At 74.6% G+C, this 13,946-nt stretch carries 13 protein-coding genes; 4 read left to right on the top strand and 9 right to left on the bottom strand.

Going from position 1 to position 13,946, the window contains the following annotated elements:
- Positions 1 to 47: 47 nt before the first annotated feature.
- From ABZ452_RS11905 to ABZ452_RS11895, 3 genes are all read right to left on the bottom strand, one after another.
- Entirely contained in the window at positions 48 to 488 is a 441-nt protein-coding gene (locus ABZ452_RS11905) for an HNH endonuclease (RefSeq protein ID WP_357941589.1), read from the bottom strand.
- 312 nt (positions 489 to 800) lie between these two features.
- Positions 801 to 2,327: an FAD-dependent oxidoreductase gene (locus ABZ452_RS11900; protein WP_357941587.1), complete on the bottom strand. Its 1,527-nt coding sequence runs from the start codon at positions 2,325 to 2,327 to the stop codon at positions 801 to 803.
- 39 nt (positions 2,328 to 2,366) lie between these two features.
- Complete coding sequence (locus ABZ452_RS11895; protein ID WP_357941585.1) at positions 2,367 to 2,858, bottom strand: MSMEG_6728 family protein; 492 nt, start codon at positions 2,856 to 2,858, stop codon at positions 2,367 to 2,369.
- 141 nt (positions 2,859 to 2,999) lie between these two features.
- Between ABZ452_RS11895 and ABZ452_RS11890 the strand changes: the two genes are divergently transcribed.
- A complete protein-coding gene (locus ABZ452_RS11890; protein ID WP_357941991.1) occupies positions 3,000 to 4,730 on the top strand; it encodes an NAD-binding protein in 1,731 nt (576 codons plus the stop codon).
- A 6-nt stretch (positions 4,731 to 4,736) separates the two neighbouring features.
- Here ABZ452_RS11890 and ABZ452_RS11885 read toward each other — a convergent pair whose 3' ends face one another.
- Complete coding sequence (locus ABZ452_RS11885; RefSeq protein ID WP_357941583.1) at positions 4,737 to 5,978, bottom strand: APC family permease; 1,242 nt, start codon at positions 5,976 to 5,978, stop codon at positions 4,737 to 4,739.
- A gap of 9 nt (positions 5,979 to 5,987) precedes the next feature.
- Positions 5,988 to 6,755 carry a phosphatase PAP2 family protein gene (locus tag ABZ452_RS11880; protein ID WP_357941581.1) on the bottom strand — a complete coding sequence of 256 codons (768 nt, stop codon included), beginning with the start codon at positions 6,753 to 6,755 and terminating at the stop codon, positions 5,988 to 5,990.
- A 109-nt stretch (positions 6,756 to 6,864) separates the two neighbouring features.
- On the opposite strand from ABZ452_RS11880, the gene ABZ452_RS11875 reads away from it, so the two are divergent.
- Complete coding sequence (locus ABZ452_RS11875; protein WP_254334193.1) at positions 6,865 to 8,076, top strand: DUF4032 domain-containing protein; 1,212 nt, start codon at positions 6,865 to 6,867, stop codon at positions 8,074 to 8,076.
- 125 nt (positions 8,077 to 8,201) lie between these two features.
- Here ABZ452_RS11875 and ABZ452_RS11870 read toward each other — a convergent pair whose 3' ends face one another.
- Complete coding sequence (locus ABZ452_RS11870) at positions 8,202 to 8,717, bottom strand: hypothetical protein (protein ID WP_357941579.1); 516 nt, start codon at positions 8,715 to 8,717, stop codon at positions 8,202 to 8,204.
- Positions 8,718 to 8,889: 172 nt separating this feature from the next.
- Between ABZ452_RS11870 and ABZ452_RS11865 the strand changes: the two genes are divergently transcribed.
- The gene (locus ABZ452_RS11865; protein WP_357941577.1) at positions 8,890 to 9,876 is read left to right on the top strand and encodes a winged helix-turn-helix domain-containing protein; all 987 of its coding nucleotides are present in this window, start codon (positions 8,890 to 8,892) and stop codon (positions 9,874 to 9,876) included.
- 38 nt (positions 9,877 to 9,914) lie between these two features.
- On the opposite strand, the gene nagA is transcribed toward ABZ452_RS11865, so the two are convergent.
- The 3 genes from nagA to ABZ452_RS11850 are packed head-to-tail and all read right to left on the bottom strand — an operon-like array spanning position 9,915 to position 12,879.
- On the bottom strand, positions 9,915 to 11,024 hold the full coding sequence (gene nagA, locus ABZ452_RS11860; RefSeq protein WP_357941575.1) for an N-acetylglucosamine-6-phosphate deacetylase: 1,110 nt from the start codon (positions 11,022 to 11,024) through the stop codon (positions 9,915 to 9,917).
- Entirely contained in the window at positions 11,021 to 11,953 is a 933-nt protein-coding gene (locus tag ABZ452_RS11855; protein ID WP_357941573.1) for an ROK family protein, read from the bottom strand. The genes nagA and ABZ452_RS11855 overlap by 4 nt, the downstream gene beginning before the upstream one ends.
- Positions 11,950 to 12,879, bottom strand: coding sequence for a sugar isomerase (locus ABZ452_RS11850; RefSeq protein ID WP_357941571.1), 930 nt, complete (start codon positions 12,877 to 12,879; stop codon positions 11,950 to 11,952). Before ABZ452_RS11850 ends, ABZ452_RS11855 begins: the two co-directional genes overlap by 4 nt.
- A gap of 199 nt (positions 12,880 to 13,078) precedes the next feature.
- Between ABZ452_RS11850 and ABZ452_RS11845 the strand changes: the two genes are divergently transcribed.
- Positions 13,079 to 13,864: a DeoR/GlpR family DNA-binding transcription regulator gene (locus ABZ452_RS11845; RefSeq protein ID WP_357941569.1), complete on the top strand. Its 786-nt coding sequence runs from the start codon at positions 13,079 to 13,081 to the stop codon at positions 13,862 to 13,864.
- Positions 13,865 to 13,946: the final 82 nt, after the last annotated feature.

The raw sequence follows: 13,946 nt of genomic DNA, 5'->3' as shown, positions 1-13,946 counted from the left end.
CCGGAGGCGTACCTCCGACGCGACCCCCTGTGCCCGCCGGTCGTCCGTCACCGCGCCAGCGAGGCCCAGCTCGGCGTCACCGGCTCCCGCCGCAGCGGCATGCCCGCCTCGGCCGGGGTCCGGTCGCCCTTGCGCTGGTTGCACCCGTAGCAGGCGGCGGTGGTGTTCCCCCAGGTGTTCCGGCCACCGCGCGAGCGGGGCAGGATGTGGTCGATCGTGCTGGCCGGGCCGTCGCAGTAGGCGCACCGCCGGCCGTCGCGGCGCAGCACCCCGCCGCGGGACCAGGCCGGGCCGGCGTTGAACCGCCAGCGGGTCACCACGTACCTGACGAGGCGGACCACCCGCGGCATCGGGAAGACCCCGATGACCTGGTCCGGCTCGGCCTCGTGGATCTCGGCGACCCGCCGGCAGAGCATCCGGATCGCGTGCTGGACGGTGACCCGGTGCAGCGGGCCGAGGTCGGCGTTGATGACGAGGACGGCGTCCACCGGGCTCTCCCTTCCCGATCGGTGGTTACGGCATCGGTGGTACGGCAGCAAAAAGCCGCCCGGTCCGGTGTGGACGGGCGGCGGCGACGCGGACGCGCAGGCGCGTTCAGTCGGGCCACCCGGCACGGGGACCTTCGGCTCGGCAACCGTCGCTGAGCAGCCACGACGGCATCGTGGTGGCGTGTCGCAGCGACATCGACGGCTCCCGGAGCGGTGGTTGACCTTGCGCGCTCACGGTAGATCCACGCCGGAAAGTCGGGCAACGCATTTCGATCCCTCCGGCGCTGCCCCAAACTGCGAGAGTGCCCTTCCTTACCGCCCGGCCAGCAGGCCCCGTGGGCGGACCGAGTGGACCGGCTCGGCCGCCGCCCCCTCCGCCCGCAGGATGTGGTTGGCCGCCACGATCCCGGTGGCCGCCGACCGTTCCATGAGCGCGCTCGGGAACGCCGTGCGGATCCCGTCGCCGGCCAGGTAGAGGCCGTCCGCGTCGGTGCGCACCCCCGGCCGGTCCGCGTGGCTGCCCGGGGTGAACGCGGGGGCCTGCGCCTCCACCCGGGCACGCAGGTCGCGTACCCGCAGGCCGGCCGCTTCCGGCCAGAGCCCGATCAACTCGGTCCGCATCCGCTCGGCCAGCTCGCCGGCCGGCACGTCCGGCTCGCAGGCGTACGCGTGCAGCTCGACCACCGAGCCGCCAATCCGCCGCGCCCAGCGTCGCGGCTCGTCCTCCAGCCGGTGGTAGAGGGTCACCGAGTCCAGGGTGGGCTGCCGGGACACCCCGCTGAACACGGCCCGGTCCGGCCGCACGTCGCCGTCCATCCAGTAGCGCGCCACGGCGTACGGGGGGCCGGGCCGGCCGAACGCGGGCATCCGCGCCACCAGCCCGGGCGCCGCCGCGAGCAGGCTGGGAGAGGCGGCGACCAGCGCGGCGAGCGCGGGCGGGTCGACGGCCAGCACCACGTGACCGGCCTCGTGGGCGTCACCGCCGGCGGTGGTCACCCGCCAGCCGTCCGGCGTCCGGTCCAGCCGGGCGGCGGCCGTGCCGGTGCGGACGCGGGCGCCGTGCCGCTCGACGTGCCGGGTGAGCGGCTCCCAGATCGCGGTCGCGTAGTCCCGGTCCGGGCAGTCGAAGGCCAGCCCCTCCGGGTTGCCGAGCAGGTAGAAGTGGAACTGGGCGATCATCTCGGCGGCCGACATCTCCGCCTCGTGGTTGAAGAACGAGTGCGAGAAGACCTCGAAGAGCATGGCCCGGGCCCGGTCCGGCAGCCGCAGCGAGGTGAGCAGCTCGTCGGCGGTCCGGGTGTCGAACTCGGCGTAGGTGCGCACCGGGTCGTAGGCCAGCAGCGGCAGCGCCGCGTCCCGGTCCATCGCCCGCAGGTCGGTCAGGCGCACGCTCGGGCTGCGCAGCAGCAGGGCGAGCAGGTTGGCCGGCGGCGCGGGCGGCAGCCGCCCGAACTCCTCGGCCGGCCACTGCGCGGAGAGGATCGGGTAGCCGGGCACCGGCTTGAGGAAGCCCAGGGTGGGGTCGGCCCGGCGCAGGATGTTCCGCCAGTTCCAGTACTGGCGGAAGAAGGCGTGGAAGCCGTGCTCGTTGCGCTGGGCGCCGTCCGGCAGCTCCTCCGGCCAGGCGCCGAGCCGGCCGCCCAGGTGCGGCGCGGCCTCCAGCACGGTCACCCCGACGCCGCGTTCGGCCAGCACCACGGCCGCGGACATGCCGGCGATGCCGCCGCCGACCACCACCGCCCGCACCGGCCGCGGCACGCGCGGGGCGCCACCGCCGCCCGGGTCCACCAGGTGCCGGCGTACGCCGATGAGCCGGCCGACCACTCGCGACAGTGCCACGCGCACCTCCGACCCGACGGGAGCCTCCAGTCTGCCCGGTCACCCGGCGGGCGGCAGCAGACAGCGGCGCGGCCGGTCCGACGCCGGCCAGACGTACTCCAGGTCGGGCGGGACGTCGCCGAACTGGGGGCCGTAGTGCGCCGGGTCCTTGCGCAGCAGCGACGACCGGTGGCTGAGGTGCAGGTCGTCCCGGCCCAGCCAGGGCGGCAGCTCGCCGGCCTCCGCCAGCTCCGCCTGGGTGCGGATGAGGGTGATGCCGCAGGCGGAGGCCAGGTCGGTGGCCATGGTGGCCGCGCAGGTGTCCGCCCGTCCCGGCTCGCACCACACGGCGCACATGTCCAGGCCGTACCGGGTTAGCGCCTCCTCGTACCCGGCCCACATCTTCACCGCCGGGTGGTTGCGCCAGCCGTAGTCCGGCCGGGTCAGCCCGCGCAGCACCTGGATGGTCTCCACCCGCTGCTTGCCCAGCCGCTTCTGGTCCAGCGTCCGGGCGCTGGCCATGAAGTCCGGATACGGCAGGAACGTCTGCATGCCGGTGCTCTACCCGTACTGGCGGGCGCCATGCGTTCATGATCGAGGGGGCTGCGCGCGCTGCGAGCGACTGACTACGATCCGGGCATGGCCGAGCCCCTCCGCGACCGCGCGCGCCGGGCGACCGGATGGCGGCTCAAGATGAACGGTGACGTCCGTCCGCACTACGTGGTCTGCGGTTCGGACCCGTTGGCCTACTGGGTGGTCCGTTCCCTGCTCGCCACCGACCCTCCGGCGGGCCGGGTCCGGGTGACCCTGGTCGTGCCCGAGCGCCGCCGCTCCGAGGGGCCCGACGGGCGGGACCTCCCGGGCGTCCAGGTCGTCCGGGCCGACCGGCTCGACGAGGCCACCTTCCGCCGGGCCGGGCTGGCCGGGGCGGACGGGCTGGCCCTGCTGCACCAGGACGACGTGGGCAACATGCACGCCGCGCTCTGCGCCCAGGAGGTCGAGCCCCGGCTGCGCCTGGTGGTCCGGATGTTCAACACCAGCCTGGCCAACGGCGTGCGGCAGCTCTTCCCCGACTCGGCGGTGCTGTCCGACGCCTCGATCTCCGCCCCGGCCTTCGTGGCCGCCGCCCTGGGTGAGCTGGCCCCGACGCACTTCCGGCACGCCGGCCGCACCCTCTACGTGGCCCGCCGAACCGACGTACGCCCGCAGGACGTGGTCAGCGGGCTGGCCGTCACAGGCGACCCGGACCTCGTCCGGGTGCTGCCCGCCGACGAGGCCTCCGCCGACGTGGTGCTGGCCGAGGCGACCGGCCGGCCGCCCGGCACCGAGCTGGCCGCCCGCCGGCTGGTCCGGGCCCGCCGTCGCCGGCAGCCGGTCGCGGTGCTGCTCCGGGCGCTCCGCAGCTTCGCCACCCGCAAGATCGGCGTGGCCGTCCTCGTACTGCTGGCGGTGATCGCCGTGCTCGGCTGGCTCAACGCCCGGGCGGCCGACGTGACCTGGTCCGAGGCGCTGTACCTGACGCTCGTCACCACCCTCAGCGGGCAGGACCCGGACGTCAACAAGCCGCTCGCCGCCCAGATCATGCAGGTGGTGCTCAACCTGGCCGGGCTGGCGCTGATCCCGCTGATCACGGCCGCCGTGGTCGACGGCATCGTCAACGCCCGGCTCGCCCTGCACGCCGGCCGGATCCAGCCCGACCGGTCCGGGCACGTGGTGGTGGTGGGGCTGGGCAACATCGGCACCCGGGTGATGGCCCAGCTGCACGACTTCGGGGTCGAGGTGGTGGCCATCGACAAGAACCCGGACGCGCGCGGCGCGCCGCTGGCGCACCGGCTCGGCGTGCCGCTGATCGTCGGGGACGCCGGTCAGGAGGAGACCCTGCGGGCCGCCTCCGTCGACACCAGCCAGGCGCTCGTGGTCGTCTCCACCGACGACGGGATCAACCTCCGCGCCGCGCTCAACGCCCGCTCCCTCGACCCCGACCTGCGGGTGGTGCTGCGCCTCTTCGACGGCGACTTCGCCGAGCGCATCCAGCAGGCGTTCGGCATCGGCATCTCGCGCAGCGTGTCGTACCTGGCCGCGCCGGCGTTCGCGGCGGCCATGCTGGACCGCGCGGTGATCGCCACCATCCCGGTCGACCGGCACGCGCTGCTGGTCACCGAGGTGCCGGTGGTGGCCGGCTCCCCGCTCGACGGCCGGCCGCTCGCCGCGGTGGCACGCCCCGGCGAGGTCCGCCTGCTGGCCCACACCCGGGCCGGGCAGAAGACGGAGTGGTCGACCGATCCGCGCATGGTGATCCACGCGGGGGACCGGCTGACCGTGGTGGCCCGGCGGGCCGGGCTGACCGCCCTGCTCCGGGAGACCACGCCGGTGCCACCGCCCGCCCCGGCCGGCGCGCCCGCCCCCCGCCAACCGGACGAGTGACCGGATTCAGGTCGTGCGGGTGGCGTGGCGGAGGGCGTACCAGAGCGCGCCGAGGGCGAGCACGCCGAAGCCGCTGAGCACGCTGGCGACCGGCAGGTTGACCGCGAGCAGCAGGCAGCCGACCAGCCCCAGCACGGCCAGGAGCTGCACCGGCAGCTTCCGGGCCGGATCCCGGCCCAGGGTGAGCGCCGAGGCGTTGGCGATCGCGTAGTAGACCAGCACCGTGCAGCTGGAGAAGCCGATGGCGCCCCGTACGTCGGCCAGGGCCACCACGACGATCACCACGGCGGCCACGGCCAGCTCGGCCCGGTGTGGCACGCGGTGGCGCGGGTGCACCGCGGCCAGGGCGCCCGGCAGGTCCCGGCGGCGGGCCATCGCCAGCGTGGTCCGGCCGATCCCGGCGAGCAGGGAGAGCAGCACCCCGGTCACCGCCACGGTCGCCCCGGCCCGGACCAGCCAGGCCAGGCCGGGCAGCCCGGCGGCGGTCACCACCTCGGCCAGCGGCGCGGTGGAGGTGGCCAGCCGCTGCTGGCCCAGCACCCCGAGGGCCACCACGGCCAGCACCAGGTAGATCGCCAGCACCACGCCGAGCGCCAGCGGCACCGCTCGCGGGACGGTGCGTTCCGGGTCGCGGACCTCCTCGCCGAGGGTGGCGATCCGGGCGTAACCGGCGAAGGCGAAGAAGAGCAGGCCGGCGGCCGTGAGCACGCCCCGGACGCCGGTGTCGGCGAAGCCCGCCAGCCGGGCCGCCTCCACGTGCGGCGTGCCGGTCACCGCCACCACGGCCAGCACGGTGAGCACCACGCCGACCAGCACCCGCGTGGCCGTCGCGGTCTTGCCCACCCCGCGCAGGTTCACGGCGGTCACCGCCACCACCGCGAGGACGGCGACGAGCCGCGCCCGCCCCGGCCAGAGGTACGCCCCGATGGTCAGCGCCATGGCCGCGCAGCTCGCGGTCTTGCCGATCACGAAGCCCCAGCCGGCGAGGAACCCGGCGAACGGGTGCAGCCGCTCCCGGCCGTAGACGTAGGTGCCGCCGGACTCCGGGTAGCGGGCGGCGAGGCGGGCCGAGCTGGTCGCGTTGCAGAAGGCGATGAAGCCGGCGACGGCCAGCGCGGCCAGCAGGCCGGCGCCCCCGGCCGCCGCCGCGGCGGGGGCGAAGACCACGAAGACGCCCGCGCCGAGCATCGACCCCAGCCCGATGACGACCGCGTCGCGTACGCCCAGCCGGCGCGCCAGTTCAGCCACCAGCGCAGGTTAGGGGATGGAGGTGAACGGGCGGTCCCGATGGCGCAGCGGGCCGGGCAACGGCAGATCGTCCCAGGGCACCCGGCGCAGCAGCCGGTCCAGCAGCAGGCCGAGCATCAGCCCGGCGACCGAGTCGGTCAGCCAGTGCCAGCCCAGGTAGATGGTGGTGCAGAAGACCACGAGCGGCGGCACCACCCGGACCACGGTGACCAGCCGGGGCGGCATGGTCCGGCCGAAGGTGCGCAGCAGCGGGGCCAGCAGCAGGGCGAGCACGCCGTACCAGACGATCGCGTTGGCCACGTGCCCCGACGGGTAGGACTGGGCGAAGCGCACCGGCAGGTCCTGCTGGAACAGCGGCAGGGTCTGGTCGGGCGTCAGGAACGGCTCCTTCACGCTGGCGCTCGGCGCCGGCCGCGCGGTCCACACCTTCAACGGCCCGATGGTCAGGTAGGTGAGCACGAACGCGGTCACCGGCGGCAGCACCGGGCGGACCGAGCGGAGCCGGACCGCCAGCAGCACGCCGAGCCCGGCCGCGAGCAGGGTCAGCGGGGTGCCCTGGCCGAGCAGGTTGAGCCCCATGGCAGCCCACCGGGCGGCGGTCGGCCGGTGCGCGGCGGACCAGTCGGCGACGGCCCGGTCGAGCCCGAAGAGGTGTCCCTCGGCCAGCGCCACGGTGAGCGCCACCAGGGCGGCGAGCAGCAGCCCGTCCCACCACCAGCCGGCCGGCCGGACGGGCCGGAGCCGCGGCTTCCGGCGTACCCCCGTGGTCTCCCGCACGCGACCACGCTACCGGCCGCCCGCGGCGCCGGCCGGTGCGGGCGTCGGCGGCTGTGTGCCGGCCCACGAAGGGAAGCGCTCCGCCGGGTGAGCGGTCACACTTGTGGCCGTGCGGATCACCTCGGCCCTCGTCGACCCGGCGCTGCTCGACCTTCCCTGGTCGACCCCGCTGGAGGAGTGGCCTGCCGAGCACCTGGTGGCGCTGCCCCAGGGCATTTCGCGGCACATCGTGCGTTTCGTCCGGCTCGGTGGCTACGTCTACGCGGTCAAGGAGACCGGCGAGCGGGTCGCCGAACGGGAGTACGACCTGCTCCGGGCGTTGGAGCGGATCGACTTCCCCTCGGTGGAGGCGATCGCGATCGTGGCCGACCGGCAGACCGACGACGGCGAGCCCCTCGACCCGGTGCTGATCACCCGGCACCTGCAGTTCTCGCTGCCCTACCGGGCGCTGTTCTCCAACACGTTGCGCCCGGAGACGATGAACCGGCTGCTGGACGCGCTGGCCGCGTTGATCGTGCGGATGCACCTGACCGGTTTCTTCTGGGGCGACTGCTCGTTGTCGAACACGCTGTTCCGGCGGGACGCGGGCGCCTTCGCCGCCTACCTGGTCGACGCGGAGACCGGGGCGCTGCACCCGTCGCTCTCCAACGGGCAGCGCGGCGAGGACCTGGAGATCGCCCGGGTCAACATCTTCGGCGAGGCGCTGGACCTCCAGGCCGCCGGCCTGCTGCACGAGTCGATCGACCCCGAGGTGGTGTGCGAGGAGGTCGTGCGGCGCTACGAGCGGCTCTGGCACGAGATCACCTACGAGCAGCAGATCGAGCGGGAGGCCCGGCACGACATCGAGGGCCGCATCCGCCGCCTCAACGAGCTGGGCTTCGACGTCGCCGAGGTGGCCATGTCGACCGTCGACAACGGGCGCTACCTGGTCCGGCCCAAGGTGGTCGACGCCGGCTACCACACGCGGCGGCTGCTCCGGCTCACCGGCCTGGACGCCGAGGAGAACCAGGCCCGCAAGCTCCTCAACGACCTGGACGCGTACCGGGTGGAGAGCGACCTGACCGACGAGCAGCAGGCCGCGCACCGCTGGCTGACCGAGGTGTTCGAGCCGGTGGTCCGGGCGGTGCCGGCGCACCTGCGCCGCAAGTTGGAGCCGCAGGAGCTGTTCGCCCAGATCATCGAGCACAAGTGGCTGCTCTCCGAGCGGGCCGGCCGGGACGTCGGGATGCGCCAGGCGGTGCAGTCCTACCTGGCCGACGTGCTGGTGCACCGCCCCGACGAGCAGGCGGTGCTCGGCGTCGAGGTGCCGGCCGCCGGCTAGGCCGCCCGAGCGACCGGCGGTAGGTCACCCGCCGTTCGGCGAGGTGACCTACCGCAGGCGCAACGTGGTCGACCGCTGCTTCCACAGGGCCGAGCCGTGTTGCACCCCCCCCGTTCCGGTCCAGCTCAGTCGAACGATGGCCAGAGATCGGTGTCGGGCGTCCAGAGCCCGTAACGGTGGTAGTACCCCGTGTACTGGTAGGGGGTGCCGGACCAGGCCTCGCCCTGGTCGACGTCCAGGGCCCAGATGTCGGAGGGCGCGCTGACCTGGACGCCGTAATAGCAGTCGGCGCGGTCCTTGAAGTAGCCGAGATCCTTGCTGGAGTTGCTGCCGTACTTGACCATCAGCCGGAGGACGACGCCCCGGCCGTTGGCGAGTTCGTCGTGGACGCAGAGGTTGGTCACGTGCATGATGCGCGGGGTGGAAACCTCGGCCCACAGCTCGTACGAGCCGATGACCTGGCCGCTGGAGTTCTTCACCGAGCGGTTGCCGGTTCCCGGCGGTTGGTTCTCCAGATATCGGCGCTGGAGATAGTCGCCCGACTTCAGGGTGGGCAGCGCGGCGTAGGCGGTCGGCGCCAGCAGGGCCAGGACGGCGAGGAACACGCCTCCGGCCACTGTGGTGCGCAGCAGGGTCTTCATAGCCGTCGATGTTGACGGCGGTCGATCACGGGCGGCAACGTCTTTGCCCTCTGCAGAAAACACCCTGGTCCGATGGTGGCCCCGGAGCCAGCCGTCATGATCCGGTCGGCGGAACCGGGACGGTTGGACGATCGCCAGACTGGACGCACGTCCAGCCGACCCGGGGACCGTCATGCTTCGGATCCACTTCACCGCTGCCGACCTCGCCCGCACCCGGATCGCGCCGGCACCTGATCCGCTGTGGGAGAGCATGCTCAGCATGCACTGGCTGCGGGGCCGGTGCCCGGATCCGCTGCTGGCCGGGTGGCGGCGACGGATGGTGGGGTTGCTGCACGCGCGCCACGGCCACCGGGCCGAGTTGGGGTTGCCGCTGTCGATCAACCCGCCGCTGGGCTACTTTCCGGACTTCCTGACCCCCATCGAGGCCGGCGGCGGGTTCGAGCCCGGGCTGGACGCCCTGCTGCGCACGCCCAGGGCCAGACTCGCGGCCGACCTGGCGACGCTCCGCTCGACGGGGATCCGCCCACCGTCGGCCGTCGCCGACCTGGCGGCCGGTGACGTGACCGCCCTGCGCCAGCTCGGGGCGGGCCTCCAGCTCTACCACCGGCTCGCGATCCGGCCCCTGTGGCACGCTATCCGCTCCGCGTTCGACGCCGATCGCGCGTTGCGGTCCCGGCGGCTGCTGAACCAGGGCCTGTCGGTGCTGCTGAACGATCTGCACCCGAGTGCCAGGTTCGACGGCGGCGTCCTGACGATCACCGGCTACATCGCCGAGCGTGACCTCCACCTGGACGGGCGGGGGCTGCTGCTCGTGCCGTGCTATTTCAAACAGCACGCGAAGCCGATGGTGCTCGCCGATCCGCTGCTGCCGCCGGTGCTGGTCTACCCCATCCACCCGCACGCCCGCGTGGTGTCCACGGCGGCCGCGGCGGGATCCCTGTCGGCCCTGCTGGGCGGCACCCGGGCCGCCATCCTCGTGCTGGCCGCCGAAGGTGGGACGACCTCCGAGGTCGCCCACCGGCTCGACATCAGCGTCCCGTCGGCGAGCAGGCACCTGGCCGTGCTGCGCTCCTCGGGACTGGTCACGAGTGCCCGCGACCGCAACGCGGTGCACCACACGCTCACCCCGCTGGGCCTGGCGCTGCTCAACCGCGGTTGACCCGGGCCCCTACCGGGCCAGCTAAGCCCGGGGCGGCGTCACTCCACCCAGGCGCCGGCGCGCATCACCCGGAGCACGTTGAGGTCGTCGTCGAGGACGACCAGGTCGGCCCGGAGGCCGGTCTGGAGCGCGCCCACCCGGTCGCCCAGCCCGATGGCCCGGGCCGGGGTGGTGGCGACCATCCGGCAGGCGTCCGGCAGGGCGATCCCCGCGGCGACGGCGTGCCGCAGCGCGGCGTCCATGGTCAGCGTGCTGCCGGCGATCGCGCCGTCCCGGCTGAGCCGGGCCACCCCGTCGGCCACCGTGACGGCCTGGCCGCCCAGCTCGTACTCGCCGTCGGGCATGCCGGCGGCGGCCATCGCGTCGGTGATCAGGGCGGCCCGTTCCGGGCCGGCCACCGAGGTGGCGAAGCCGAGCATGCCGTCGTGCAGGTGCACGCCGTCGGCGACCAGCTCGCAGACCACGTTCGGGGCGTCCAGCAGGGCCACCACCGGCCCCGGCTCGCGGTGGTGCACCGGGCGCATCCCGTTGAACAGGTGGGTGCCGACGCTCGCGCCGGCCGCCACGGCCGCCCGGGTCTGCTCCCAGGTGGCATCGGTGTGCCCGACGGCCGCCACCACGCCCTGGCCGACCAGCAGCTTGATCGCCTCCAGCGCGCCGTCGCGCTCCGGGGCCAGGGTGACCATCCGGACCGCGCCGCCGCCCAGCTCGATCAGCTCGGCCAGCTCCTCGGTGGACGGGTCGCGGAGGAACTCCGGGTTCTGCGCGCCGCACCGCGCCGCGGACAGGTAGGGCCCCTCGAAGTGGACGCCGGCCAGCACCCCGGACTCGACGAGCGGCCGGTAGGCGGCGGTGGCCTCGCGCATCAGCGGGAACGGGGAGCTGACCAGGCTGGCCAGCAACGTGGTGGTGCCGTGCCCGAGGTGGAAGTCGGCGGCCTGCCGCGCCGACTCCGCGTCGCCGGTGGTGAACGTGTGCCCGCCCCCGCCGTGGGTGTGCATGTCCACGAAGCCCGGCACGATCCAGTGCCCGTCGCGCACCGTCGGGTACTCGGCGACCGCCCGGATCCGGTCGCCGGCGATCTCCACGCAACCCTGCCGGATCACGCCGGCCGGGGTCACCACCTTGCCGGTCACGCGCAGGGTCATCGGCTCTCCTTCGCCAAAGTGTCCAGGGCCAGCAGGGCGGCGCCGAGGCAGCCGGCCTCGTCGCCGAGGGCCGCCGCGACCAGGCGCGGCTCCCGGTGGAACGTCAGGCGCTCGCGCAGCGCCACGCGCAGCGGGTCGAACAGCCGGGGGCCGGCCTGGGCCAGCCCGCCGCCGATCACGATGGTCGCCACGTCGAACAACGCCTGACCGGTGGCCAGGCCGTCGGCGAGCGCCTCGACCGCCTCCCGCCAGACCTGGCCGGCCAGCGGCTCACCGGCCGCCGCCCGGTCGGCCACCTGGGCGGCGGTGGCCGGGGCACCGGACAGCTCGGCGTACCGGCGGCCGACCGCCGAGGCCGACGCCACCGCCTCCAGGCAGCCGGGGCGGCCGCAGCCGCAGCGCGGGCCGTCGGGGCGTACCAGGATGTGGCCGATCTCCCCGGCGGCGCCGTGCGCGCCGACGGCGGCCGACCCGTCGACCACGTGGGCGGCGGCGATGCCGGTGCCGATCGCCACGAAGAGCACGTGGCCGGCGTCCCGCCCGGCACCGAGCCGCGCCTCGGCCAGGCCACCCACCCGCACGTCGTGGCCGAGCGCCGTGGGCAGGCCGAGCCGCGTCCGCGCCAGCTCCCGCAGGGGTACGTCCCGGAAGCCCACGTTCGCCGACCAGACCGCGACCCCGCGGGCCTCGTCGACCACCCCGGGCACGGCGATGCCGCACGCCACCGGGGTGAGGCCGTCGGCGCGGGCCTTGCCGGCGAGCCCCTCGGCCACGTCGAGGATCGTGCCGACCACCGCCTCCGGGCCGCGCGCCGCGTCGGTGGCGTGCCGCTCGGCGTGCACGGTCGTGCCGTCCGGGCGGACCAGGGCGCACTTCATCCCGGTGCCGCCCACGTCCAGCGCGACGACGACCTCGCCGCCTGGGGTCATGCGAGCACCACGGAGCGGGTCAGGTGCCGGGGCGCGTCGGGGTCGAGGCCGCGGCTGGTGGCCAGCGCGACGGCGAAGCGCTGGGCGAGGATGAGGTCGGCCATCGGGTCGACCGGGTTGCGCCCGGCCGCCCAGCTCGTCAGCACGGTGTGGCAGCCGTGCGTGCGGCTGTGCACGAAGGCGGCGCCGGTCGCGGCCACGTCCTCCGGCAGCCCCTCCGGGATGCCGCCGAACGCCCAGACCAGCCGCCCGGGGGCGGCGATCGAGATGGGGCCGTGCCGGTAGTCCATGGCCGGGTACGCCTCGGCCCAGAAGGTGGCCGCCTCCCGGCACTTCAGCGCGGCCTCCTGGGCCAGCCCGACCGTCCAGCCGCGGCCGAGGAACGTGACCTGCTCGATGGTGGCCGGGTCGATGGGCAGCGGGGCCCGGACGGCCACCTCCGCGTCGGCGGCGAGCCGGCCCAGGTCCTCGCCCAGGTGGGCGCGGAGCAGCGCGAGCGCCGTGGTGGCGAAGCGGGTCTGCACCACCGAGCGCTCGTCGGCGAAGGGCAGCGGCACCGCCGCGTCGGCAAGCTCGACGGCCGGTGAGGCCGGGTCGCCGACGAGGACCGTCGTGGGCAGCTGCCCGCGCAGCGCGGCGAGCAGGTCGAGCACCTCGGTGGTGGTGCCGGAGCGGGTGATGGCGATGACCCGGTCGTAGCGGCGGCCGGTGGGGAACTCGCTGGCCTGGAAGGCGTCGGTCTCGCCCTGCCCGGCGCGCTCGCGCAGGCCGGCGTACGCGGCCGCCATGAACCAGGACGTGCCGCACCCGACGACGGCGACCCGCTCGCCGGGGCGCGGCAGGCGGTCGGCTACGGCCGGGGCGAGCCGCGCCGCCTCCCGCCAGCAGTCGGGCTGGCTCGCGATCTCCGCGTGCACGTACGCCATGACAACTCCTCGGCAGGGGGAGACCTTGCGCAATACGGCGCGATACGGCCGCCTTTCGCGCGTCATTCTGCGCGATTCGGGGTGGCCGTGGCAACCGGCTCCCAGATCGCGCAGGACAGGGTTTTGCGCCTTGCCAGTTTCGCGCACTACTGTGCACGCAATCAATCACCGTTCGTGCAGAGTCAGTGGAGGCCCCGCGGTGGACCGCTACGCCCGATGGAACGCGCTGCTCGAGATGCTGACCAACAGCGGCCGGGTCAGCGTCGAGGAGGCGGCCGAGCGCCTGGACGTCTCCCAGGCCACCATCCGGCGTGACTTCGACCAGCTCGCCCAGCAGCAGATGATCACGCGGACCCGGGGCGGCGCGGTCGCCAACGGCGTCTCCTACGACCTGCCGCTGCGCTACAAGACGGCCAAGCACTCGGCGGAGAAGCAGCGGATCGGCGCGGCCGCCGCCGCGCTGGTCTCCCCGGGCACGGTGGTGGGTCTGAACGGCGGAACGACCAGCACCGAGGTGGCCCGGGCGCTGGCCGTCCGTCCCGACCTGAACACCAGCGCCGAGGGCGCCCAGCTCACCGTGGTCACCAACGCCCTGAACATCGCCAACGAGCTGCTGGTGCGCTCGCGGATGAAGGTGGTGGTGGCCGGCGGCGTGGTCCGGCCCAAGTCGTTCGAGCTGGTCGGCCCGCTGGGCGGGGCGCTGCTGCGCGAGGTCACCCTGGACGTGGCGCTGCTCGGCGTGGACGCCATCGACCCGCAGCTCGGCGCCGCCGCCCACCACGAGGGCGAGGCGGCCATGAACAGCCTCATGGTGGCCCGGGCCAAGCGGGTCGTGGTCATCGCCGACTCGTCCAAGCTGGGCGGACACGCGTTCGCCCGGATCTGCCCGGTGGACCGGGTGGAGACGCTGGTGACCGACTCGGGCGCGTCCCCCGCCGTGGTGCAGGCGTTCCGGGACGCGGGCGTGCACGTCGTCTGCGCCTGACCGGCCTCCTCGGCGCGCCTGACGCCGCTCGCCGGCGCGCCTGACGCGAATCCGGGAAAACCCCGATGCATACCGGGTATTG

Origin of the sequence: Micromonospora sp. NPDC005707, from assembly GCF_040631005.1 — a bacterium.
Classification (GTDB): Bacteria; Actinomycetota; Actinomycetes; order Mycobacteriales; family Micromonosporaceae; genus Micromonospora.
Note: the sequence above shows the minus strand (reverse complement) of the source record. Positions and strands in the feature narration are given on the sequence as shown.

What these genes read in the sequence shown, in the direction of transcription:
- ABZ452_RS11895 (WP_357941585.1), bottom strand. Translation starts at nt 2,858, where the DNA reads ATGCAGACGTTCCTGCCGTATCCGGACTTCATGGCCAGCGCCCGGACG.
- ABZ452_RS11855 (WP_357941573.1), bottom strand. Translation starts at nt 11,953, where the DNA reads ATGACCCCAGGCGGCGAGGTCGTCGTCGCGCTGGACGTGGGCGGCACC.
- ABZ452_RS11850 (WP_357941571.1), bottom strand. Translation starts at nt 12,879, where the DNA reads ATGGCGTACGTGCACGCGGAGATCGCGAGCCAGCCCGACTGCTGGCGG.
- ABZ452_RS11865 (WP_357941577.1), top strand. Translation starts at nt 8,890, where the DNA reads ATGCTTCGGATCCACTTCACCGCTGCCGACCTCGCCCGCACCCGGATC.
- ABZ452_RS11890 (WP_357941991.1), top strand. Translation starts at nt 3,000, where the DNA reads ATGAACGGTGACGTCCGTCCGCACTACGTGGTCTGCGGTTCGGACCCG.
- ABZ452_RS11870 (WP_357941579.1), bottom strand. Translation starts at nt 8,717, where the DNA reads ATGAAGACCCTGCTGCGCACCACAGTGGCCGGAGGCGTGTTCCTCGCC.
- nagA (WP_357941575.1), bottom strand. Translation starts at nt 11,024, where the DNA reads ATGACCCTGCGCGTGACCGGCAAGGTGGTGACCCCGGCCGGCGTGATC.